This window comes from Sphingopyxis sp., from assembly GCF_036261875.1.
Lineage (GTDB): Bacteria > Pseudomonadota > Alphaproteobacteria > Sphingomonadales > Sphingomonadaceae > Sphingopyxis.
The window spans coordinates 115077-138674 of record NZ_DATAJZ010000034.1; the positions used below are offsets into that span (position 1 = coordinate 115077).

Below are 23598 nucleotides of genomic sequence, written 5' to 3' on the forward strand. Positions count from 1 at the left end.
CGCGATCTTATGGAAGAGAGAAATGCGCGCCCGGTCAGACGGACGCGGTTGCCGCCATCACCTGCCGCCCGTCGGCCGCAAAGGCCCCGAGCTCGATCGCACCGCCGCTGCCGCGCAGCGCAAGGTGCAGTTCCTCGCCGCAGATGGCGGGCGAGGTGCCGCGAAAGTCGAAGTGTTTGACGGCATTGTCGCCGAACTGCCGCTGCGCGAGGTCGAGCAGCAATGTCGCGGTGAGCGGGCCATGGACGACGAGGCCGCGATAGCCCTCCTGTTCGTGCGCATAGGGCAGATCATAGTGGATGCGGTGGCTGTTGAAGGTCAACGCCGAATAGCGGAACAGCAGCGCCTCCGACGGAACGAGCATGTGGTGCGTGTCCCACGGCGACGGATCGAAACTGTCGTCGCCGGGCGGCGGCGGGGCAGGCGGCGCGCCGGCGGGGGCCGGCTCGCGGAAGACGATCGACTGGGTCTCGCGCACTGCCAGTTCGCCGTCGCCGCGGGTTTCGTGGGTGACTTCGGCAAAGACGAGCTTGCCGCTGCCGCCCTGTTTTTCGGTGATCGCGACGACGCGCGAGGTGCGCGCCACCGACTGGCCGGGGCGCAGGGGGCTGAGAAATTCGACCTTGCTCGCCGCCCACATACGCCGGGGCAGGGGAATCGGCGGCAGGAAGCTGTCGTTGCTGTCCTGGCGCACCGGATGGCCGTCGGCGCCGAGGATCGCGGTCGGCGCATCGGGCAGGCCGAGGCACCAGTGATAAGCCTGCGGGACGCTGCCGTCTGCCGGGGCGGTGCGGTCGAGCGTCGCGAGCCAGCGCGTCACCGCGGCGGGATCGATGTGGTCATTGCGGATATCCTCGCGGCCGATCCAGTCGTCCCAGCTGCTCATCAATTGCGTCCTCCGGTCAGTCCGCGCGCGATCACCTGCGCCTGGATTTCGGCGGCCCCCTCGAAGATATTGAGGATGCGCGCGTCGCACAGCACGCGGCTGATCTCATATTCGAGCGCATAGCCGTTGCCGCCGTGGATCTGCAGCGCCGCATCGGCGTTCGACCAGGCAGCGCGTGCGCCGAGCAGCTTCGCCATTCCCGCCTCGATATCGCAACGCTTGCCCGAATCCTTGGCGCGCGCGGCGGCGTAGGAGAGTTCGCGCGCCGTGACGAAATCGACGAGGCTCATCGCGAGCTTGTCGGCGACGCGCGGAAAATGGACGATCGCCCTGCCGAACTGCTTGCGGGCGAGCGCATAGTCGAGCCCGAGTTCGAGCGCCCGGCGCGCGACGCCGACGGCGCGCGCGGCGGTCTGGATGCGCGCGCCCTCGAAAGTGCGCATGAGCTGCTTGAAGCCTTGCCCTTCCTCACCGCCGAGCAGCGCGTCGGCGGGCGTGGTCATGCCGTCAAACTGCAGGGCATATTCGCGCATCCCGCGATAGCCGAGCACCTCGATCTCGCTGCCGGTCATTCCCGCGGCGGGGAAGGGATCGGCCTCGGTCCCGCGCGGCTTGGGGACGAGCAGCATCGAGAGGCCCGCATAGCCCTTGGCGTCGGGGAGGGTGCGCGCGAGCAGGGTCATCAGGTCCGAGCGGCTGGCGTGGGTGATCCAGTTTTTCGCGCCGTCGATGACCCAATGATCGCCCTCGCGCCGCGCGCGCGTCTGGAGCGAGCCGAGATCGGAGCCGACGTCGGGTTCGGTGAACACCGCCGTGGGCAATATCTCGCCGCTGGCGATCTTCGGCAGCCATTCGGCCCTTTGCGCGTCGGTGCCGCCCATCGCGATCAGTTCGCCCGCGATTTCCGAGCGCGTGCCGAGCGAGCCCGCGCCGATCCAGCCGCGCGACAATTCCTCGGTGACGATGCACATCACGAGCTTGCCGAGGCCGAGGCCGCCATGGGCTTCGGGGATACAGACGCCGAAGGTGCCGAGTTCGGCCATCGCCTGCACGGTGGCGTCGGGGATCAGGTCATTGGCGAGGTGCCAGCCGTGCGCGTGCGGGATAATCGCGGCGTCGGTGAAGCGGCGATACTGCTCGCGGATCGCATCGAGGTCGGCGTCGTGCAGCGTCTCGCTCGGCCAATGGCCTTCGGCGAGCGCGGCGGCGACCGCGGCGCGCGTTGCCGCATGGTCGGCGTCGAGCAGGTCGGCGCAGGCATCCGCCAGCGCCCGCGCGGCGGCGGCGAGGCCGAGGTCGGCCGGGCGGAACATCTCGTTCTGCCCCATCGGCAGGCCGCCGGTGAGCTGGCCAATACCTTCGGCGAAGGCGAGGGTGGCGATCTGGCCGTCGAGCGGGTTCGCGCCATTGCCTGTTTCAAACCAATCCTGTGTCGCTTCCAGCGCTGCCACCGTCGTCGCAACCCAGGCAAAGCCGTGCGCCGCGCGCTGCTCGCGATCGATCGGCCGCGCTGCCAGTCGTTCGGCGAGCGCCGCCTGCGCCGCACCGCGATAGGCCTGCGCCGCTTGCAGGGCTGAGCGCAGGTCCATCAGGCGCGCTCGAAGATTGCGGCGATGCCCTGGCCGCCGCCGATACACATGGTTTCAAGGCCATAGCGGCCGTTCCTGCGAACCAGTTCGCGCGTCAGATTGGCGAGGATGCGGCCGCCGGTGGCCCCGATCGGGTGGCCGAGCGAGATGCCCGAGCCGTTGACGTTGAGGATTTCGTTCCGGCTGTCGTCGTCCGACCAGCCCCAGCCTTTGAGCACCGCGAGCACCTGCGGCGCGAAGGCCTCGTTGAGTTCGACGAGATCGATGTCGCCCCAGCCGAGGCCGTTCCGCGCGAACAGCCGTTCGACCGCGGGAACGGGGCCGATGCCCATGCGGCTCGGGTCGCAACCCGCAGCGGCCGAGCTGTGATACCAGGCGATGGGTTCGAGACCGAGTTCTTCGAGCTTGTCTTCCGCGACGACGAGGCAGGCGGCGGCGGCGTCGTTCTGCTGGCTCGCATTGCCCGCGGTGACCACGCCGCCTTCCAGCGCGCGCAGCTTGCCGAGCGTTTCCATGCTCGCATCGGCGCGATAGCCCTCGTCGTGGGCGAAGACGATGGGATCGCCCTTCTTCTGCGGTACCGACACCGGCACCAGTTCGTCGTCGAACAGGCCATTCGCCCAGGCGGCGGCAGCGCGCTGGTGGCTGCGCACCGCATAGGCATCGCACGCCTCGCGGCCGATGCCATAATCCTTCGCCAGATTTTCAGCCGTCTCGATCATGCCGGTGATCACGCCGAAGCGCTCGACCGGCTGCGACATGACGCGCCCGCGCGTCAGCCGGTCGTGGAGGGTGAGATTGCCCGCGCGCACGCCCTTGCGGATGTCGGTGCTGTAATGCTCGACATTCGACATCGATTCGACGCCGCCCGCGACGACCACGTCCGACATGCCGGTCTGGACCATCATCGCGGCGTTGACGATCGCCTGCAGCCCCGAGCCGCAGCGGCGGTCGAGCTGATAGCCCGGCACCTCCAGCGGCAGGCCCGCGGCGAGCCACGACCAATGGCCGATGCACGGCGCCTCGCCATTGCCATAGCCTTGCGAAAAGACGACGTCGTCGACGCGCGCGGGGTCGATCTTCGTGCGCTCGATCAGCGCCTTGAGAATGACGGCGCCGAGATCGCCCGCGGTCATCGACGAGAGCGAACCGCCGAACTTGCCGACGGGGGTGCGGATAGGGGCGACGATGGCGGCGCGGCGCAGGGTCATGTTATGTCTCCATTGAATATCGAAGGATAAGCTGGATCGTCACCCCGGACTTGATCCGGGGTCCATTCAAAGCAACGTTGAGAGAATGGACCCCGGATCAAGTCCGGGGTGACGGAGGGAAGGGATTCAGCCGACACCGACAATCCCCGCGTCAATCAGGCGGGCGATTTCGCCCGAGGAGAGCGACAGGCGCTCTGCCAGCACCGCTTCCGAATGTTCGCCATTGCGCGGAGCTGGACGCGGCGGCTGACGATCGGCTTGCGGGATGGTCGCGAAGGCGCCCGCGGCGGGATAGGTGAACCCGCTCGGATTGGCAGCGGCGCCGAAGATCGGGTTGTCGGCGACCAGCGCCGGGTCGTTCGCGGCGTCGAGCATCGTGCGATAGGGCGAATGGACGATCCCGCCCGCATCGAAGGCAGCGGCGAGGTCGGCGTGGTCGCGCGCCGCGATCGCCTGCTCGAACAAAGGATAGAGCGCGTCGCGGTGGGTGAAGCGGAGGCCGTCGTCCTTCGCGAAGGAGACGCCGCGGGCCGCCTCGATCGCCGCCACCGCTTCGCCGAGATTCAATGCGGCGATCAAGTTTGCCCATTGGCGCGGCGTGACGACGACGATCATCGTCCGCTGTCCGTCGCGGGTGGTGAAATCGCGCCCGAACAGACCATAGACCGCGTTGCCGAGCCGCGGGCGGTTCTCGCCGGTATAAAGCACCTCGGCGATGCCGCCCATATTGGCGACCGTGCCGATCGCGACGTCGGAGAGCGGCAGGCGGACCTCGCCGCCTTCGCCGGTCGCCGCGCGGCGCTGGATCGCGGCGAGCAGCGCGAAGGCGGCATAGGCGCCGGTAAGCAGATCCCAGGCGGGCAGGACATGATTGACCGGCTCGGGCCCCGGCCCGGTGAGCATCGGATAGCCGACGCTGTTGTTGACGGTATAGTCGAGCGCGGGCGAGCCGTCGGCCCAGCCCATCACGCGCACGGTGATCAGGTCGGAGCAGCCCTCGGCCAGCAATTCGTGCGACAGGAAGCCGCCGGCGGGGAAGTTGGTGACGAACTGGCCCGTGGCGCGCACCAGCGCCTGCAGCAGTTCGCGCCCCTCGGGCCGGGCGAGGTCGAGCGCGACCGACTTTTTCGCGCGGTTGAGATTTTCCCAATAGAGCGAGTTGTTCTCCGCCGTCACCGGCCAGCGCCGGAAATCGGGACCGCCGCCGATCTGGTCGACGCGGATCACCTCGGCGCCGAACTGCGCGAGGTAGAGGCCGGCGGTGGGGGAGGCGACGAAGGACGACGCCTCGATCACGGGGAGGCCGGAGAGGAGGTTATACATCAGATTCTTTCCCGCCGTGCCCCTGCAAAGGCAGGGGCCCATCTCCGACGCTATCGATCTCCTGCCACCGCTTGCTCTGTATCGTTAGGGCAGGAGATAGGCCCCTGCCTTTGCAGGGGCACGGTGGAAGAGAGGGAAAGCGGTTCCTCACCCTCAATTCGCCGCCGCGAATTCGCGCAGCATATGCTTGGCGATCTGAAGCTGGAGAATCTGCGTCGTGCCTTCGTAGATGCGATAGATGCGCGCATCGCGGAAGAAGCGCTCGGCGTCATATTCGGCGAGATAACCCGCGCCGCCATAGACCTGCACGCAGGCGTCGACGACGCGGCCGCACATTTCGGACGCGAACACTTTGAACGCCGCAGCCTTGCGCAGGACATTCTCGCCCGCGTCGGCGCGGCGCGTGACGTCCGCCATCATGCATTCGGCGGCGTAGATGTCGATCTCGCTCTGCGCGAGCATCTGCTGGATCAGCTGGAAGTTGGCGATCGGCTCGCCGAACGCCTTGCGCTCGGTCGCGTAACGCACCGCGCTGTCGAGCGCGCGGCGGGCGTAGGCGGTCGCGGCGGCGCCGACCGACATGCGGCCGTTGTCGAGGCTCATCATCGCAAAAGCGAACCCCTTGCCGAGTTCGCCGCCGAGCAAAGCTTCGCCGCCGACGCGGACGTCGTCCATCACGATGTCGGCGATGTGGCTGCCCGACTGGCCCATCTTCTTGTCCGACTTGCCGATCGACACACCGGGCGCGTCCATCGGCACGACGAAGGCCGAGACATGGGCGTTCTTCGGCAGATTCTCCTTCGAGGTGCGCGCCATGATCAGGCCGACCTTGGCGAAGGGCGAATTGGTGATGTAGCGCTTGGTGCCGCTGAGCACCCAGCCATTGTCGGTCTGGGTCGCGGTCGTCTGCAGCCCCGCCGAGTCCGATCCCGACCCCGGCTCGGTCAGGCCGAAGCAGGCGATTTCGCCCGCCGCGACGCGCGGCAGCCACTCGGCCTTCTGCGCCTCGGTTCCGCCATTCTTGAGCGCCGAGGCGAACATGCCGATGTTGATCGAGATGATCGAACGGAAGGCCGGCATGGCATAGCTGATCGTGTAGATCGTCCTGACATACTGGCTGACGTTCATCCCCGCGCCGCCGAACGCTTCGGGGATCGTCAGGCCGAACAGCCCCATGTCGCGCATTTCGGACAGGATGTCGTCGGGGATGCGGTCGGTCTCGATGATCTCCTTCTCGGCGGGGAGAAGGCGCTCGCGCACATAACGCTGAAGCTGCTCGATGAACTGGTCGAAGACGTCCGCGTCCATGCCGGGGTTGCTGCCGGGATTGCTCATGGGTCGTTCCTCAGATCGGGTCGTAGGGGAAGACGTGCGCCGACACTTCGTCGGCGCGCGCGAAGCTCGGGCGGAAAGCGGGGATCAGTTCGTCGGCGATCGCCTCTGCCGTCCAGCCTTCGAGCTTGGTCATCGAACGCACCGGGCGGGGTTTCGAGAACAGGACGATCTCGTTCTTGCGCACCGAGAAAATCTGGTTGGTCACGTCCTGCGACAGGTCGGAGGCGAGATAGGCGACGAGCGGCGCGATCTTGTCGGCCGACATTTCCTGGATGCGCTTGACGCGTTCCTGTTCGGCGGGCGTCGTCGCGGGGATCGAGGCGGTCATGCGGCTCCACGCGAAGGGCGCGATGCAATTCGAGCGGACGCCGGCGCGCGCCATGTCGAGCGCGATCGACTGCGACAGCGCGACGACGCCGAGCTTGGCGGCCGAATAATTGGCCTGGCCGATATTGCCGATCAGCCCGCTGGTCGAGGTGAAATGGATGAAGCTGCCCGACTGCTGTTCGCGGAAATAGGGTGTCGCGGCCTTCGAGACGTTGAAAACGCCGGTCAGATTGACCTCGATGACGCTCTTCCAGTCCTCGTAGCTCATCTTGTGCCAGATAGTGTCGCGGAGGATGCCGGCGTTGTTCACCACCGCGTCGATGCGGCCGAATTTGGCGACCGCATCCTCGACGATGCTCGCGGCCTCCTTCGGGTCGGCGACGTTGCCGAAGTTGGCGATGGCCTTGCCGCCCGCAGCGATGATGTCGGCCGCGGTCGTTTCGGCCGGAGCGGCATCGCCGCCGTCGCCCGCCTGCGCGACGCCCGGATCGTTGACGACCACCGCCGCGCCCTGAGCCGCGCAATGCAGCGCCAGTTCGCGGCCGATGCCGCGCCCGGCGCCGGTGATCGCGACGACCTTTCCGTCAAGGCATTTCCTCATGGCCGCTCTCCCGTTCGATTCGTGTCGATAGCGCGATAAGCGACCGCGTGCATCATTTCAACATTCAGAATTGATTTTTCATCATATTGAAAATATCTCTGATCCATGACCGGCCCGGTTCGCTCCGTCTCGCAGGCTTTCGCCATCCTCCGCCTGCTCGCGGAATCGGGGGCGCTGACGCTGTCGGATATCGGCCGTCTCACCGACCTCAGCCCGTCGAGCTGCCTCAACCTTTTGAAGACGCTTGTCGCCGAGGGCGCAGTCGAGCGCGATGCGCGAACCAAGCAGTATCGGCTGGCGTCGGCGTGGCAGGCGGCCGATGCGCTGCGCGACACCCGCGCCGCGCGGCTGGCCGACCGCGCGCAGCCGCTGATGGCGCGCTTTGCCCAAAGCGCCGAGGCGGCGGTCGGACTGTGGAAGATCGTCTCGCGCGACCGCATGGAACTTGCCGCGCGCGCCGAAAGCGATGCGGGGATGCGCCTCAGCCTCGCCGATGGCCAGCGCCAGCCGCTCGGCAGCGGGGCGGCGGGGCGCGCGATCGCCGCGGTGCAACGGGTGAGCGAGGCCGAACTGGCACGGCGCTACGCCCCGGTGCGCTGGCAGGACGAATTGCCGTTCGACGCCTATGCGCGGCAGGTCGCGGCGGCGGCGACGCAGGGCTTTGCGGTCGATCGCGGATATGCCCACCGCGGCGTCTGCACCGTCGCCGCGGGAATCGCCGACATCGCCCCTGGCTTCTGCCTATCCGCTTCGTTCGTCGCCGGATCGCGCAGCGAGGCCGAGGTCGAGGCGCTGGGTGCGGCGCTTGTCGCGCTTCGCGACGAGGTGATACTGTTCGCCTGATAGCCAATGTTTGTTGTGCCGCCGCCTGCGGCGTGCAAGGGCACGGCCGAAAAGCGAGCGTGCCGTAACGGAGGGATTATGCAGTTCGACGTGGTGATCGTGGGGGCCGGACACGGCGGCGCGCAGGTCGCGGTGATGCTGCGGACGCAGAAGTTTGCAGGTTCCATCGCGATCATCGGCGACGAACCCGAACTGCCCTATGAGCGCCCGCCCCTGTCGAAGGAATATTTCGCGGGCGAGAAGGAATTCGAGCGCATCCAGCTTCGCCCCGCCAAATATTGGGACGAGCGCGAAGTGACGATGCTGCTCGGCAAGCGTGTGGTGAGCGTCGATCCTGCGGCACATAGTGTCACCACCGACGGCGGCGAGACGATCGGTTACGGCAAGCTCGTCTGGGCGACCGGCGGCAGTCCGCGCATGCTGCCGATCCCCGGCGGCGACCTGCCCGGCGTGCAGGGGGTTCGCACGCGCGCCGATGCCGATGCGATGAAGGCGGCGTCGGAGACGGCGCGGCAGATCGTCGTGATCGGCGGCGGCTATATCGGGCTCGAGGCGGCGGCGGTGCTGACCAAGGCGGGCAAGAAGGTCGTGCTGCTCGAGGCGCTCGACAGGGTGCTCGCGCGCGTCGCCGGCGAGGATCTGTCGCGCTTCTACGAGAAGGAGCATCGCGACTATGGCGTCGACCTCCGCCTCTGCGTCTCGGTCACGGCGATCGAGGGGAGCGATCATGTCACGGGCGTGCGGCTGGCCGACGGCGAGGTCGTCCCCGCCGATCTCGTCATCGTCGGCATCGGCATCGTTCCGGCGGTCGAGCCTTTGATCGCGGCGGGCGCCGAGGGCGGCAACGGGGTGCTCGTCGACCGGCACTGCAAGACGAGCCTGCCCGACATCTATGCGATCGGCGACTGCGCGGCGCATGTGAACGAATTTGCCGAGGGCGCGACGATCCGGCTCGAATCGGTGCAGAACGCCAACGACCAGGCGAATGTCGTCGCCAAGGGGGTCGTCGGCGACGAAGCGCCTTATCACGCGATTCCCTGGTTCTGGTCGAACCAGTACGACCTCAAGCTCCAGACCGCGGGCCTGTCGACCGGGCACGACCAGACCGTCGTGCGCGGCGACATCGCGAGCCGCAGCTTCTCGATCGTCTATCTGAAGGCGGGCAGGGTGATCGCGCTCGACTGCGTCAATGCGACCAAGGACTATGTCCAGGGTCGCATGATCGTCACCGCCGGGCTCGTCGCGACGGCGGAGCAGCTCGCCGACACGAACACCCCGCTCAAGGAATTGCTCGCAGGTTGATCGCTATCCGATCCTCCCTGCCGTGAAGTGGTGGGAGGACCGATTGCCGAATCGCCGGCCTAGACCGGCGGCAACCGCTCCGCCTCCGGCGGCAGATCGCCGAGCGCGCGTTTCAGCGTCGTCTTGATGTTGCGGAGCAGGCGGCGCAGCGCGATGATCACCACCACCGCGGCGGCGGCGAGCAGGATGGCGATCACGATCGCGAGCGCGGGATAGGCGATGGCGAGCGCGAGCAGCCCGGTCGTCGCGACATCCTCGCCGGTCGAGACTGCGGCGTTGCTGAATGGTTCGGGACTGATGTTGACGACCGCGCGCGTCGTCGCCTTGGCGCCGTGGCTGAGCAGCGCGCCGCCGCCGCCGAGGAGGAAGGCCACGACCTGCCACGTCGGATCGGAACTGTCGACGAGCGCGAGCGCGAGTAGCGCGCCGCCGAGCGGACGGATGATGCTGTGGATCGTATCCCAGATGGAATCGATCCACGCGACCTTGTCGGCGAAGAATTCGGCGAGCGTGCCGACGGTCGCGACGCCGAGCACCCAGGGGTTGGCGAGGACCTGAAGCGCCTTCAGATGTTCGGGCAGCGGCAGCCAGCCGAAATGCATGGCGATGCCGGTGGCGAGGATGGTGAGATAAAGCCGCCAGCCCGCAAGCAGGCTGAGACTGCCGGCGACACCCAGAATCTCCAATATTCCCATGGTCCTGCTCCCACTGGAGGTCCTTCTTGCACCCTCGTCCGCGCCTCTGCAATGGCCGGATGACAAGCGCGGTGCGCGCGGTTAGGGTTTCGGCATGAGTTCATCCGCTTCGCCGTCCGCCGTGCCGGACAACGCCATCCCCGCCGCCACGCTCGTCATCATGCGCCCCGCGGGCGGCGGCGGACCCGACGAGATATTGCTGGTCAAGCGTTCGACGACGATGGCGTTCGCGGCGGGCGCAGTGGTGTTTCCGGGCGGACGCATCGACCCCGACGATCATGTGGTGGCACAGCGGCACGGCTTCGCGCCGGACGACGTCGAGGGCGCGGCGCGGGTCGCGGCGCTGCGCGAAACGCTCGAGGAGACGGGCCTTGCGGTCGGCTGGCCGGCGCTCGCCGATCAGGAAACGGGCGCGATCCGTCAGGCGCTTCTCGGCGGCGCGCTCTTGTCGGACATGCTGGCGTCGCGCGGCGAGCGACTCGCGCTCGAATCGCTCGTGCCTTTTGCGCGCTGGTGTCCCAATTTCAAGGAAGCGCGGACCTTCGACACCCGCTTCTATGCCGTCGCCGCGCCGCCGCACGGGCATGAATTGACCGTCGAAGAGGCTGAGCATAGCCACATCTTCTGGGCAAGCGCGGGCGATACGCTGGCGATGGCCGATCGCGGCGACGTGTCGATCATTTTCCCGACCCGCCGCAATCTGGAGAGGCTGGCGCAGGCGGATGGTTTTGCTGATTTTTCGGCGCACGCCGGGGATTTTCCGGTCGAATTGGTCACGCCGTGGATCGAGGAGCGCGACGGTCGCGCGCACCTGTGCATCCCCGATCATCTCGGCTACCCGGTGACAAGCGAGCCGTTCGATCGTATCCGACGCGGATGAATTGGTGCCAATGCGGTGCTTTTCTCTGGTTTAGCAAATTCATAACAAATGGGGGGTAGGTCAAATCATCGTTGCAATCGGCAATGACTATGCCTACAGAGGCTGAGTAGATTCACAGCGATAGCCAGTGCGTTGGTGTGATTCGATAAGACTAGTTCCAGTGGACGGAGAAGAAGATGAACCTGCTTAAGAAAGCTGCGATCTCCCTCGCGGCAACGTCGATGATCGTGGCTCCGGTTGCCGCTTCGGCTGCTACCTCGCTTGATTCGGCTCGTGCGACGTCGGTTGTCGGCGGCGAAAGCGAACTCGAAGGCAGCACCAGCTGGATCATCGCTATCGTTGCTCTGGCCGCGATCATCGGTGGCATCATCCTGGCATCGGACAACAATAGCGACAACCCGACCAGCCCGTAATAGCGGCTGATCGCTTAGCTATACCAAGGGGCTCCGAACGAAAGTTCGGGGCCTTTTGTGCGTCTGGGGTTTGGGGATTGAGCTTCGCTCATTGGCCGAACAGCAGATGGTCGAAGCGGGGTGGGAAGCTGACATTCCCTACTTTCGTCATTCCCGCGAAAGCGGGAACCCAGTGTGGGGTTAGCCGACGCACGCTCTGGGTTCCCGCTTTCGCGGGAATGACGAAGATAGGAGATGCTGAGCGCGATTTTCAGACTCTCGTCATCCCGGACTTGATCCGGGATCCATCAACCGGCGCTGAGAGAATAGATCCCGGATCAAGTCCGGGATGACGATGTAAGATAGGTCGGCTTCCGGTCGAAAGCCGGCATAGGAAATTTGATCACAGCCTAAATTTCGATCGATCGAACAGCGCGCGATCGGGCCAGCGGAATCGCCTGCCGCGCGCGCGTGGCGGCATCGGCGGCGATCGGGGCGAGGATCAGATCATAGCCGCGATCACCATCGGCGTTGCCGGCCGCCGCTTCGGCCAGCACGGCGCCCCAGGGATCGATCGCGAGGCTGTGGCCGTAGGTTGCCCGCCCGTCAGCGTGCGTTCCGTTCTGGGTCGCCGCGACGACATGGCACGCCGTTTCGATCGCGCGGGCGCGGAGCAGGAGGTGCCAATGGGCTTCGCCGGTCGAGACGGTGAAGGCGGCGGGCACCGCGATCAGATCGGCGCCGCGATCGACCAGCGCGCGATAGAGTTCGGGAAAGCGCAGGTCGAAACAGATACTGAGGCCGAGCCGGCCCAGCGGCGTCTCGACGACCTCGATGGCGTCGCCCCCGGCATAGGCGGCGGACTCGGTCCAATTCTCGCCCGAGGGCAGGGTGACGTCGAACATGTGAATCTTGTCGTAGCGCGCGCGGACGCTGCCGTCGGCGGCGATGACATGGCTGCGATTGACGCGCCGGGCGCCGTCGTCGGACAGCAGGGGCATCGATCCGCTGTGCAGCCACAGGCCATGGCGCCGCGCCATTTGCTGGAGCGCGGCGGGCCAGGGGCTGTCCGCCTCGCGGACGATATGCGCGGCCGAGCGCTGGCGGTCGCGATCGAGCAGCAGCGCCATTTCGGGGAGGAAGGCCATCACGGCGCCCTTTGCCGCTGCCTCGGCCAGCGCGCGGTCGATCGTCGCCAGATTGACGGTGGGGTCGATGCCGCTCGTCATCTGGACGAGCGCGGCGAGCGGAGCGGGGGCGGTTTCCATCGCGTCTGGCTAAGCCCAAGCCGCGCCCGCAGCAAGCCCGACGCGCGGGGCGGGCGGGCGAAGTTCAGTGGCCAGCAAGGTTCGAACGCGATAAGAGGGGGCAATGTCCTATTCTCCCCCGCTGACGCCCCGTTCTTTCCTGCGATCCTTCCTTCCGGCAAGCGCCGTCGCCGCGGCGATGCTGCTCGCGCCGGTCGCCGCCGCGCAGACTGCACCCGCTTCGTCCCCCGCCGTTTCGGTGCCGGCAGAGGCCGGGCAGGCCAGCGACTGGCTCTATGCGGGCAGCGACATTCCGCGCGATACCGCATGGCAGTTCGGCATCCTGCCCAACGGGGTCCGCTATGCCGTCCGCAACAATGGGGTGCCGCCGGGGCAGGTGTCGATCCGCGTCCGCATGGATGTCGGATCGATGTTCGAAACCGACGCCGAACGCGGCTTTGCCCATCTGCTCGAGCATCTGACCTTTCGCGGGTCGGAGCATATTCCCGATGGTGAGACAAAACGCATCTGGCAGCGTTTCGGCGTGACATTCGGCAGCGATTCCAATGCGCAAACCACGCCGACGCAGACGGTCTATCAGCTCGACCTGCCGAGCGTGACCCCGGCGAACCTCGACGAGAGCATGAAATTGCTCGCCGGCATGGTGCGCGAGCCCCGGATTTCGGAGGCGGCGGTGACCGCCGAGCGCGGGGTCGTCCTGTCCGAACTGCGCGAATCGGACGGGCCGCAAAAGCGGATCGCCGATCTCACCACCGCGCATCTGTTCGCGGGGCAGTTGCTCGGCGACCGCTCGCCGATCGGCACCGTCGCCTCGCTCGGCGCGGCGCGCGCGGGGGCGGTGCAGGCGTTTCACAATCGCTGGTATCGGCCCGATCGCGCGGTGGTCGTGATCTCCGGCGACGGCGATCCGGCCGAGTTCGCGCGGCTGATCGCCAAATATTATGGCGACTGGCAAGGGGACGGCCCGGTGCCGACGCCGCCCGATTTCGGCAAGCCCGACCCCAAGGCGCCGGTCGCGAAGGTGATCGTCGAGCCCAACCAGCCGCTCGCGCTGACGCTCGCGATGATCCGGCCGTGGAAGAAACGGATCGACACGGTCGAGAATACGCGCCGGCTGTATCTGGAATTCATCGCGCAGGCGCTCGTCAACCGGCGGCTCGAAAATCGCGCGCGGGCGGGCGGCAGCTTTCTGGTCGCGACGGTCGAGCAGCAATATGTCAGCCGCAGCGCCGACGTCACCATGACGCAGATCGTGCCGCTCAGCGATTGGAAGGCCGCACTCGCCGACGTGCGCGGGGTGATTGCCGACGCGGTGACGACGCCGCCGTCGCAGGCCGACATCGATCGCGAAGCGAACGAGATTCAGGCGTTCCTGCTCAAGGAACTCGACAACGCCCGCAACGAACCCGGCGCGCGGCTCGCCGACGACATGGTGCGCGCGGTCGATATCGGCGAAACGGTCGCGAGCCCGCAGGGGCAGGTCGACATGTTCAAGGCGATCCGCGCCTCCGCGACGCCGCAGGTGATGCTGAAGATCAGCAAGGCGATCTTCAGCGCGCCGGTGACGCGCGTCGTGCTGACCACCCCGACCGCGATTCCGGGCGGCGATGGCGCGCTGATCGCGGCGCTGGCTGCGCCCGCCAAGATACAGGGCGACCGGCTGGCCGCGACGAACGTCGATTTCAAGCAATTGCCAGCGATCGGCAAGCCGGGATCGATCGTGTCGACGGCGCCGCTTCCGGGGCTGCGCGCCGAACGGATCGAATTCGCCAACGGCGTGACCGCGCTGGTGTCGAACAATCAGGTCGAACCCGGCAAGGTGCGGGTGAAGGTCCGCTTCGGCACCGGCAATCGCAGCGTCGCCGCCGACGCGCCGAACCTGCTGTGGACCGGCGATTATGCGCTGGTCGCGAGCGGCATCGGCCCGTGGGGTCAGAATGAGATCGATCAGCTCACCAACGGCCGTCAGATCCAGATGAATTTCTCGGTCGAGGACGATGCGTTCGAACTGTCGGCCGAAAGCAAGCCCGCCGACCTCGCCGATCAGATGAAGCTGATGGCGGCGAAGCTCGCCATGCCGCGCTGGGACGCCGCGCCGGTCGAGCGGCTGCGCGTCGGTTATCTGACCGGCTACGACCTCAACGACGCGACGCCGAACGCGGTGCTCGACCGCAATCTGCAAGGCTGGCTGACCGGCGACGACGCGCGCTGGGCGGCGCCCGACAAGGCGGCGATATCGGCGCTGACCCCCGCCGCTTTCCGCGCCTTTTGGGAACCGCGGCTGGCGAGCGGGCCGATCGAGGTCCAGATATTCGGCGACCTGTCGACGGTCGATTACAAGCAGATATTGGCGAACACGCTGGGCGCGCTGCCCCCGCGCAAGGAGCTGGCGCCGCCGAGCGGGCAGCAGGTCGCTTTCGCGAAACACAACACGACGCCGATGATCGCCTATCACAAGGGCGAACAGGGGCAGGCGGCGGCGATGACCGCCTGGCCGACGAGCGGCGGCCTTGCGAATCCGCGCGACGCGCATGGGCTGGAGATATTGGCGGCGATCTTCAACGACCGCCTGTTCGACCGGCTGCGCGCCGAGCAGGGGGCAAGCTATGGCCCCAGCGCCGACAGCCATTGGCCGACGGGTTTCGAGGGCAGCGGCGGCTATCTGGTCGTCGGCAGCCTGCTGGCGCCGAAGGACGTCGACCGCTTCTATGGCATCGTTCGCGAGATCGCGGCCGATCTGGTCGCCAACCCGGTCGGCGCCGACGAACTGGCGCGCAATGCCGGGCCGCTGCGCGAGCAGATCGAGCGCGCCTCGACCGGCAATGTCTATTGGATGTTCCTGCTCGAGGGCGCGACCCGCGATCCGCGCGTTGCCGCGGCGGCGCTGTCGATCGGCCGCGATATGTCCTCGATCACCCCGGCCGATATCCAGCGGCTCGCGCGGCAATATCTGGTGTCGGAGCGCCAGTGGTCGGTGGCGATCCTGCCGAAGGGCATGACGCTGGCGGACGCCGCCGCGCTCGACAAGGCGGCGGCGCAGGGCGGGCGGTAGGGTATCGAGCGTTAAATCTGCGCCATCCTCTCTTCCGTTCGTGTCGAGCGAAGTCGAGACACCCATCGATGTAGCGTTACGCTGATGGGTGTCTCGACTTCGCTCGACACGAACGGGACGGGGGGAGATAGATTTAAGGCTCCATGCGTTAGCTCCCCGGCGTTCGCAGCTTGGGCATCCGCGGTTCGTGATCGAGATGACCCTTGGTCATGATATCGTGGCGCATCTTCGCGCGCACGTCGTGGATCGAGGCGATGACCGGGCCCATCGCGACGCCGAGGTCGATCAGCACCGCTTCGGCGAGTTGCAGCGAGCTTTCGAGCGTTTCGGGCACCGCGTCGGTCGCCCCGGCCTGATAGAGAGCGGCGGCATGATCCGCCCCACGCGCGCGGCTGATGATCGGCAGATCGGGATATTTCCGGCGCAGCCGCCGCGTCATCCGAAGCTGCTGAACCGGGTCGTCCATCGTCAGCACGACGGCCTCGGCATTCTCGATCCCCAGCTTGCTGAGGCTTCCGGGGCGGCCGACGTCGGTATAGCGAACGACGAAGCCGTCGCGCCGCGCCGCCGCTACCGTGTCGATATCGGCATCGACGGCGATATAGGGCCGGTCATGCTCGCGCAGCAGGTCGGCGACGATGCGGCCGACGCGGCCGAAGCCGACGACGACGGTGCGGCGTGGCGGCGCCTCTTCTTCCTCCGCGACGTCGCTGTTGCGGATCTCGATGCGCCGCGCGACATCGTGGCCGATCCGCGCCAGCAGCGGCGTGATCGTCAGGCCGATCGCGGTGACGAGCTGCCAGAATTCGGCGGTCGCGCGGCTGATGAGCTGTGCCTGGAAAGCGGTGGCGAGCACGATCAAGGTCGTTTCCGACGGGCTCGACATCAGCAGGCCGACCTCGGCCGCGGTGCTGCGCCGCGCCGAGCCCGAAAAGCGCAGCAGCGCCGCGGTGACGATCGCCTTCACCGCGACGACCCCGACCACGGCAGCGACCAGCGCCGTCCAGTTGCGCGCGATGGTCGCGAGGTTCAGCCCCATGCCGACGCTGATCAGGAACACCCCGAGCGCCAGCCCCTTGAAGGGCGCGGTGATCGCCTCGACTTCGCCGTGATATTCGGTCTCGGCGATCATCAGCCCGGCGAGCAGCGCCCCGACGATCGGCGACAGGCCGACCGCCGCGGTCGCCAGCGCGGCGACGATGACGACCAGCAGGCTGGCCGCCAGGAACAGTTCGGGGTCCTTCGCGCGCGCCGCCTGGGCAAAGATGCGCGGCAGCAGGAACCAGCCGCCGATCGCGAGCGCCGCGACGACGAGCGCCCCCTGCCACAGCGTCGTCAGCAGCAACTCGGCATTGTGACCGGCAGTGCTGGGCGCGAAGGCGCCGAGCACGAAGATGATCGGGACGATCGCCAGATCCTCGAACAGCAGCATGGCGAAGGAGGCCTGGCCGACCGCGGACTTGGTCCCGGCGATCGGCAGCACCAGCGCGGTCGACGACAGCGCGAGCGCGGTGCCGAGGCCGAGCGCGGCGGGCAGCGACAGCGTTCCGATCATATAGAGGACGCCGCCGAGGATCGCGCCGCTCAGCAGCAGTTCGGCGGCGCCGACCCCGAAGACCAGCTTGCGCAATTGCCACAGGCGGCGGAACGAAAGCTCGAGCCCGATCGAGAACAGCAGCAGGATGATGCCGAACTCGCCGAACAGCGCGATATCCTCGGGCGACCGGATCGTGACATGCTTGAGCCAGGGATATTGGCCCGCGAGCGCGCCGAGCCCCGACGGCCCGACGAGCAGGCCGACGAGAATGAAGCCGATCACCGGCGTGATGCGAAACCGCGCGAAAGCGGGGATCACGATCCCCGCTGCTCCCAGCACGACCAGAGCGTTGCCGAGGCTGGATGCTTCCGTTTCGATGGACATGCAAAGGTCTTAGGGAGCGGGGCCGGGCTTGGCTACCGCCTTTGTCAATCGAAACGCTTGTTTGATGAATCCTCTCTGCGGCGCAGCCGTGGGGAGGAGGACTGCCGCGAAGCGGTGGTGGAGGGGCCGCGAGCATCAGCGAGCGCTGCGCGCTCTACCCCTCCGTCAGCGCTGCGCCAAAGGCGCAGTTTATCCTGAGCGCCTGCAAGGCAGTCGAAGGGCGCTGCCACCTCCCCATCGCTGCGCGACAGGGAGGAGCATAAACGTCGGCGCCGATCCGAAGCCGGCGTCAGGCGCCCATCTTCTTGTCGAGATTCTCGACGATCGCCTCGAAAAAGCCTTCGGTGGTCAGCCAGTTCTGATCGGGGCCGATCAGCAGCGCGAGATCCTTGGTCATCTTGCCGCTTTCGACCGTCGCGACGCAGATTTTTTCGAGGTCGTCGGCGAACTTCGTCACCTCGGGCGTGCCGTCGAGCTTGCCGCGATGCTTGAGCCCGCCGGTCCAGGCGAAGATCGACGCGATCGGGTTGGTCGAGGTCGCCTTGCCCTGCTGGTGCATGCGGTAGTGACGGGTGACGGTGCCGTGCGCGGCCTCCGATTCGACGGTCTTGCCGTCGGGGGTCATCAGCACGCTGGTCATCAGGCCGAGCGAGCCGAAACCCTGCGCAACGGTGTCCGACTGGACGTCGCCGTCGTAATTCTTGCAGGCCCAGACGAACTTGCCGCTCCACTTGAGCGCCGAGGCGACCATGTCGTCGATCAGGCGATGCTCATAGGTGATGCCGAGCTCATCGAACTTCGGCTTGAACTCGTCGATGAAGACTTCCTCGAACAAATCCTTGAAACGGCCGTCATAGGCCTTGAGGATCGTGTTCTTGGTCGACAGATACACCGGCCACTGGCGCGCGATGCCGTAGTTGAGGCTGGCGCGCGCGAAATCGCGGATCGAATCGTCGAGATTGTACATCCCCATCGCGACGCCCGACGAGGGGAACTGGAACACTTCCTCGTCGATCAGCGTGCCGTCCTCGCCCTCGAACACCAGGCGCAGCTTGCCGGGGCCGGGGACGCGGAAGTCGGTCGCCTTATACTGGTCGCCGAAGGCGTGACGGCCGACGACGATCGGGTCGGTCCAGCCGGGCACGAGGCGGGGGACGTTCTTCATCACGATCGGTTCGCGGAAGACGACGCCGCCCAGGATGTTGCGGATCGTTCCGTTGGGCGACTTCCACATCTTCTTGAGCCCGAATTCCTCGACGCGCGCTTCGTCGGGGGTGATCGTCGCGCACTTCACGCCGACGCCATGCTTCTTGATCGCGTTCGCCGCCTCGACGGTGATCTTGTCGTCGGTGCGGTCGCGTTCCTCGATACCGAGGTCGTAATAATGGAGGTCGATGTCGAGATAGGGCAGGATCAGCCGTTCGCGGATCCATTGCCAGATGATCCGGGTCATTTCGTCGCCGTCGAGTTCGACGACCGGATTGACTACCTTGATCTTGCCCATGCGTTCAGCCTTTTTCCTTGGGGAGTCGGAGTTGCAGCGGGCCTTAGGGAAAGCGGCGCGATTGATCAATGGCCGTGGTGGAACCCGCGGGGCGGCTTATTCGATTGTCTATGACCGTTCGCCTTTCTAGAAAGACCGGCATGTCCTCTATCCTCTCTTCCAACCGTCCGGGCGGCGGCATCAAATGGCGCTGGCCGTCGATCCACCCGGAAGGCCGCAAATTCCTGCTGATCGCAGGGGTCGTCACGCTCTGTTTCTGGCTGCTGGGGTGGGAGATCGCCGGCTGGCTGGCGTTCGGCATCACCCTTTGGGTCGCGGCCTTCTTTCGCGATCCGGTGCGCGTCACCCCGACCGGCGCCGATGTGGTGATCGCGCCCGCCGACGGGCTGGTGACGCAGATCGCCGAAGTGCCGCCGCCGCCCGAGATCGCGGGCGCCGATGGGCTTGGCGACGCGCCGATGCTGCGCGTGTCGATCTTCATGAGCGTCTTCGACGTCCACATCAACCGCACCCCCGTCGCAGGAACGCTGCGCAAGCTCGTCTATATTCCCGGCAAGTTCGTCAACGCCGACCTCGACAAGGCGAGCGAGGAGAATGAGCGCCAGCATTTCGTCGTCGAGCGCGCCGACGGCGTGCGCATCGGCTTCACCCAGATCGCCGGGCTCGTCGCGCGGCGCATCATGCCGTTCGTGAGCATGGGAACCGAGCTTCAGACGGGGCAGCGCGTCGGGCTGATCCGCTTCGGCAGCCGCGTCGACGTCTATCTGCCCGCGGGCACGACGCCGCAGATATTGCTCGGCCAGCGCGCGCTCGCGGGCGAAACGGTGATCGCGCGGATCGGCACGTCCGAAATCCTCGACGGCATCGGAAAATAATGACCGACGCGCCGCAGACGAGCGTCGACGCCGAACAGCGCCGCCTGGGCGGCATCCCGCTGCGTGCCTTCGCGCCGAACGCGATCACCGCACTCGCGCTCTGCTTCGGGCTGACCGGCGTGCGCTTCGCGATCGGCGAGGAATGGGAAAAGGCACTCGCCGCGGTGATCTTCGCCGGCGTGCTCGATGGGATGGACGGGCGCATCGCCCGTCTGCTGCGCGCGCAGAGCAAGTTCGGCGCCGAGCTCGATTCGCTCTCCGACGTCATCGCTTTCGGCGTCGCGCCGGCGATGATCTTGTTCCTGTGGTCGCTGGCCGACGCGCCGAAATTCGGCTGGACTGCGGCGCTGGCGCTCGCGGTGGGCTGCGCGCTGCGGCTGGCGCGCTTCAATTCGCGCATGGATGCCGACATTCAGCCGCATAAGTCGGCGGGCTTCAACACCGGCATTCCCGCGCCCGCCGGGGCGGGGCTCGCCTTCGTCCCGGTCTATCTCTGGCTTTCGAGCGGCAACGACCTGTTTCGCGAATGGTATGTCGTGATGCCCTGGGCGCTCGGCGTTGCGATGCTGATGATTTCGGCGATCCCGACGTATAGCTGGTCGTCGATCCGCTTGCGCCGATCGTGGCGGCTGTTCGCGCTTGCCGGCGTCGGCCTGCTCGGCGCGGCGCTCGTCACTGCGCCGTGGCAGACCTTGCTGGCGGTGTGTGCCGTCTATGTGACCCTGCTGCCTTTCGGCGTCGCGAGCTATGCCAGGATCAGGCGGCGCGGCTGATCGGGGCGCGGACGGCGGTGCGAAGGGCGCGCGGCGCATCGCGGCGTTCGGGCGACCGGCGCAGCGTAATGACGCGCGAAGCCGGGCCGGGCTGCGGCGCGGCGCCGGCCGGAAAGGCGCCTTCGCCCATCAGCGCCGAGAGAATGGCGGCCTCGTTATTCTTCAGCATCGCCAGGATGACGGTCAGGCCGAGCCCGGCGGCGACGGCAAAGAGGAGAGCGGCGGCGACCTGAACCATGATCTTGTCCTTCCGGCTTCGATGTGCGAAACCTGTGTCCATTGGACGGTTTCCTTGCGCTCTTCGTTCCATGTTCCTGTTTTGTTCTCAATGATGTTGCGATGAAGCGTTTTGTTTCGTCGATGAATTGAGGGCGTTCGGGGCGTTGGCTTTGGGAGAGCGGCGGACATTCCCCATCTTCCCCCATCATTCGTCATTCCCGCGATAGCGGGAACCCAGAGTGGGGTTAGCTGACGCATGCTCTGGGTTCCCGCTTTCGCGGGAATGACAAAGATAAGAGATGCTGCGCGCGACTTTCAAACTTTCGTCATCCCGGCCTTGATCCGGGATCCATTCTCTCAGCGCCGGATGAATGGATCCCTGATCAAGTCCGGGATGACGATGTGGGATGGGTTAGTCATCGGTCGATAGCGCCCCTTTCCTATCTCCCGCTTCAAAGCCCGCTGGCCGTTGCGTGGCGCTTCCCCCTTGCTTTTCCGCCTCAGCCCCGCTAACGGGCCGCCCATTCCACATGGAAGGCGCACATACCGGTGCCGGGTCCATCCCCAGCGGATGCCTCGGTTCTTGCCTTTCAGAGGACTAACCGGAAGGAGAAAGACTATGGCGGCCCCTGTCGTCACGATGCAGAATCTTATCGAGGCTGGCGCCCACTTCGGCCACCAGACCCACCGCTGGAACCCGCGCATGAAGCCGTATATCTTCGGCGCGCGCAACGGCATCCACATTCTCGACCTGTCGCAGACCGTGCCGCTTTTCGCGCGCGCGCTCGACTTCATTTCGTCGACCTCGGCCGCCGGCGGCAAGGTGCTGTTCGTCGGCACCAAGCGCCAGGCGCAGGGCCCGATCGCCGATGCGGCTCGCGCGTCGGGCCAGCATTTCGTCAACCACCGCTGGCTGGGCGGGATGCTCACCAACTGGAAGACGATCTCGAACTCGATCAAGCGCCTCAAGACGCTCGAAGAGCAGCTTTCGGGCGACACCTCGGGCCTCACCAAGAAGGAAGTGCTCAATAAGACCCGCGAACGCGACAAGCTTGAAATGTCGCTCGGCGGCATTCGCGACATGGGCGGCATTCCCGACGTGATGTTCGTGATCGACGCGAACAAGGAAGAGCTGGCGATCAAGGAAGCCAACGTCCTCGGCATTCCCGTCGTCGCGATCCTCGATTCGAACGTCTCGCCCGACGGCATCGCTTTCCCGGTTCCGGCGAACGATGACGCCGCGCGCGCCATCCGCCTTTACTGCGACGCGGTGGCCCAGGCGGCGACCCGCGGCGGCCAGCAGGCCCGCGCCGATCGCGGCGAGGATCTGGGCGCGGCCGTCGAGCCCGTCGCCGAACCGGCGCTGGTCGAAGCCGCTCCGAACGAAGACGAACAGGTTCCCGCCGAAGCGGCAGCCGAAACCGAACGCCAGAGCGACGCCTAAGCGCGCTCGTGCATGACGGGGCGGCGCGGCAAGGTCTGCGTCGTCCCTGTCATTCATTTGACTTATCGCCCCGCCATGCGCGCGGGCGTCCCGCGGGCCCGAACGCGCCCGCCCCTTTGGAAAGGAATATCCCATGGCTGAGATCACGGCCGCCCTCGTCAAGGAACTGCGCGACCGCACCGGCGCCGGCATGATGGACTGCAAGAAGGCGCTCGCCGAAAACGGCGGCGACATCGAAGCGTCGATCGACTGGCTGCGCACCAAGGGCCTCGCCGCCGCCGCCAAGAAGGCCGGCCGCGTCGCCGCCGAAGGTCTCGTCGGTTTCGCGACCGACGGCGCCAAGGGCGCGCTCGTCGAAGTGAACAGCGAAACCGATTTCGTCGGCAAGAACGAACAGTTCCAGGACTTCGTCCGCGACGTGACGCAGGTCGCGCTCGCGAACAATATCACCGACATCGACGCGCTCGGCGCCGCGACCTATCCGACCGGCGGCACCGTCGCCGAGAAGCTGACCAGCAACATCGCGACGATCGGCGAGAACCAGTCGCTGCGCCGCGCCGCGATCCTGTCGGTCGGCTCGGGCGTCGTCACCGGCTATGTCCACAATGCGGCCGCGCCCGGCATGGGCAAGATCGGCGTGCTCGTCGCGCTCGAATCGACCGCGGGCGCCGATGTTCTCGAACCGCTCGGCAAGCAGCTTGCGATGCACGTCGCCGCCGCGAACCCGCTGGCGCTGAACGGCGATGACCTCGACGCCGACCTCGTGGCGCGCGAACGCGCGATCGCCGAGGAAAAGGCGGCGCAGTCGGGCAAGCCCGCCGAGATCGTCGCCAAGATGGTCGACGGCTCGATCGCCAAGTTCCGCAAGGAAAACGCGCTGCTGTCGCAGCTCTTCGTGATGGACGGCAAGACCCCGGTCGCCGAAGTCGTCGCCGCTGCCGGCAAGGATGTCGGCGCGACGATCACGCTCAAGGGCTTCGTCCGCTTCCAGCTCGGCGAAGGCATCGAGAAGGAAGAAAGCGACTTCGCGGCGGAAGTCGCGGCGGCCGCCGGCGTCTAAAAAGAAGGAACGGATTGCTGCGCCAAGGCGCGGCAGTCCGCTTGGCAATGGCGCGCGCCTTCACTAGGGTGCGCGCCATTCGCATTTGGTGAGTTTGC

Annotated in this window: 20 protein-coding genes; 9 read left to right on the forward strand and 11 right to left on the reverse strand. The window is 66.7% G+C overall.

Going from position 1 to position 23598, the window contains the following annotated elements:
* Positions 1-34: 34 nt before the first annotated feature.
* The 6 genes from VHO04_RS15230 to VHO04_RS15255 all read right to left on the reverse strand — a co-directional run bounded on the left by VHO04_RS15230 (position 35) and on the right by VHO04_RS15255 (position 7272).
* Positions 35-886 (reverse strand): FAS1-like dehydratase domain-containing protein, encoded by an 852-nt coding sequence (locus tag VHO04_RS15230; protein ID WP_329629090.1) that lies wholly within the window; start codon positions 884-886, stop codon positions 35-37.
* The gene (locus VHO04_RS15235; RefSeq protein WP_329629091.1) at positions 886-2475 is read right to left on the reverse strand and encodes an acyl-CoA dehydrogenase family protein; all 1590 of its coding nucleotides are present in this window, start codon (positions 2473-2475) and stop codon (positions 886-888) included. Before VHO04_RS15235 ends, VHO04_RS15230 begins: the two co-directional genes overlap by 1 nt.
* Positions 2475-3686, reverse strand: coding sequence for an acetyl-CoA C-acetyltransferase (locus VHO04_RS15240; RefSeq protein WP_329629092.1), 1212 nt, complete (start codon positions 3684-3686; stop codon positions 2475-2477). Before VHO04_RS15240 ends, VHO04_RS15235 begins: the two co-directional genes overlap by 1 nt.
* Positions 3687-3812: 126 nt before the next feature.
* Positions 3813-5009, reverse strand: coding sequence for a CoA transferase (locus VHO04_RS15245; RefSeq protein WP_329629093.1), 1197 nt, complete (start codon positions 5007-5009; stop codon positions 3813-3815).
* A 153-nt stretch (positions 5010-5162) separates the two neighbouring features.
* Positions 5163-6344, reverse strand: coding sequence for an acyl-CoA dehydrogenase family protein (locus VHO04_RS15250; RefSeq protein WP_329629094.1), 1182 nt, complete (start codon positions 6342-6344; stop codon positions 5163-5165).
* 10 nt (positions 6345-6354) lie between these two features.
* Complete coding sequence (locus tag VHO04_RS15255) at positions 6355-7272, reverse strand: SDR family NAD(P)-dependent oxidoreductase (protein ID WP_329629095.1); 918 nt, start codon at positions 7270-7272, stop codon at positions 6355-6357.
* A 105-nt stretch (positions 7273-7377) separates the two neighbouring features.
* Between VHO04_RS15255 and VHO04_RS15260 the strand changes: the two genes are divergently transcribed.
* Positions 7378-8115, forward strand: coding sequence for an IclR family transcriptional regulator (locus VHO04_RS15260; RefSeq protein WP_329629096.1), 738 nt, complete (start codon positions 7378-7380; stop codon positions 8113-8115).
* Positions 8116-8193: 78 nt separating this feature from the next.
* The gene (locus tag VHO04_RS15265) at positions 8194-9417 is read left to right on the forward strand and encodes an NAD(P)/FAD-dependent oxidoreductase (RefSeq protein WP_329629097.1); all 1224 of its coding nucleotides are present in this window, start codon (positions 8194-8196) and stop codon (positions 9415-9417) included.
* A gap of 59 nt (positions 9418-9476) precedes the next feature.
* Here VHO04_RS15265 and VHO04_RS15270 read toward each other — a convergent pair whose 3' ends face one another.
* The gene (locus VHO04_RS15270; RefSeq protein ID WP_329629098.1) at positions 9477-10112 is read right to left on the reverse strand and encodes a DUF4126 domain-containing protein; all 636 of its coding nucleotides are present in this window, start codon (positions 10110-10112) and stop codon (positions 9477-9479) included.
* Between the two features lie 94 nt (positions 10113-10206).
* On the opposite strand from VHO04_RS15270, the gene VHO04_RS15275 reads away from it, so the two are divergent.
* Positions 10207-10992 (forward strand): NUDIX hydrolase, encoded by a 786-nt coding sequence (locus tag VHO04_RS15275; RefSeq protein ID WP_329629099.1) that lies wholly within the window; start codon positions 10207-10209, stop codon positions 10990-10992.
* A 176-nt stretch (positions 10993-11168) separates the two neighbouring features.
* Positions 11169-11405 carry a hypothetical protein gene (locus VHO04_RS15280; RefSeq protein WP_329629100.1) on the forward strand — a complete coding sequence of 79 codons (237 nt, stop codon included), beginning with the start codon at positions 11169-11171 and terminating at the stop codon, positions 11403-11405.
* Positions 11406-11794: 389 nt separating this feature from the next.
* On the opposite strand, the gene VHO04_RS15285 is transcribed toward VHO04_RS15280, so the two are convergent.
* Positions 11795-12652, reverse strand: coding sequence for a carbon-nitrogen hydrolase family protein (locus tag VHO04_RS15285; protein WP_329629101.1), 858 nt, complete (start codon positions 12650-12652; stop codon positions 11795-11797).
* Positions 12653-12755: 103 nt separating this feature from the next.
* On the opposite strand from VHO04_RS15285, the gene VHO04_RS15290 reads away from it, so the two are divergent.
* Positions 12756-15704: a M16 family metallopeptidase gene (locus VHO04_RS15290; RefSeq protein WP_329629102.1), complete on the forward strand. Its 2949-nt coding sequence runs from the start codon at positions 12756-12758 to the stop codon at positions 15702-15704.
* Between the two features lie 148 nt (positions 15705-15852).
* Here VHO04_RS15290 and VHO04_RS15295 read toward each other — a convergent pair whose 3' ends face one another.
* Both VHO04_RS15295 and VHO04_RS15300 read right to left on the reverse strand, forming a co-directional pair.
* On the reverse strand, positions 15853-17625 hold the full coding sequence (locus VHO04_RS15295) for a cation:proton antiporter (RefSeq protein ID WP_329629103.1): 1773 nt from the start codon (positions 17623-17625) through the stop codon (positions 15853-15855).
* Positions 17626-17914: 289 nt separating this feature from the next.
* The gene (locus tag VHO04_RS15300) at positions 17915-19129 is read right to left on the reverse strand and encodes an NADP-dependent isocitrate dehydrogenase (protein ID WP_297664009.1); all 1215 of its coding nucleotides are present in this window, start codon (positions 19127-19129) and stop codon (positions 17915-17917) included.
* Between the two features lie 140 nt (positions 19130-19269).
* Here VHO04_RS15300 and VHO04_RS15305 point away from each other — a divergent pair, with 140 nt between their 5' ends.
* On the forward strand, positions 19270-20004 hold the full coding sequence (locus VHO04_RS15305) for a phosphatidylserine decarboxylase (RefSeq protein WP_329629104.1): 735 nt from the start codon (positions 19270-19272) through the stop codon (positions 20002-20004).
* Complete coding sequence (locus tag VHO04_RS15310) at positions 20004-20777, forward strand: phosphatidylcholine/phosphatidylserine synthase (protein ID WP_329629105.1); 774 nt, start codon at positions 20004-20006, stop codon at positions 20775-20777. Before VHO04_RS15305 ends, VHO04_RS15310 begins: the two co-directional genes overlap by 1 nt.
* On the opposite strand, the gene VHO04_RS15315 is transcribed toward VHO04_RS15310, so the two are convergent.
* Complete coding sequence (locus VHO04_RS15315) at positions 20761-21015, reverse strand: hypothetical protein (protein WP_329629106.1); 255 nt, start codon at positions 21013-21015, stop codon at positions 20761-20763. The genes VHO04_RS15310 and VHO04_RS15315 overlap by 17 nt on opposite strands.
* 600 nt (positions 21016-21615) lie before the next feature.
* Here VHO04_RS15315 and rpsB point away from each other — a divergent pair.
* Positions 21616-22440, forward strand: coding sequence for a 30S ribosomal protein S2 (gene rpsB / locus VHO04_RS15320; RefSeq protein WP_257548434.1), 825 nt, complete (start codon positions 21616-21618; stop codon positions 22438-22440).
* Between the two features lie 133 nt (positions 22441-22573).
* On the forward strand, positions 22574-23500 hold the full coding sequence (tsf, locus tag VHO04_RS15325; protein ID WP_329629107.1) for a translation elongation factor Ts: 927 nt from the start codon (positions 22574-22576) through the stop codon (positions 23498-23500).
* Positions 23501-23598: the final 98 nt, after the last annotated feature.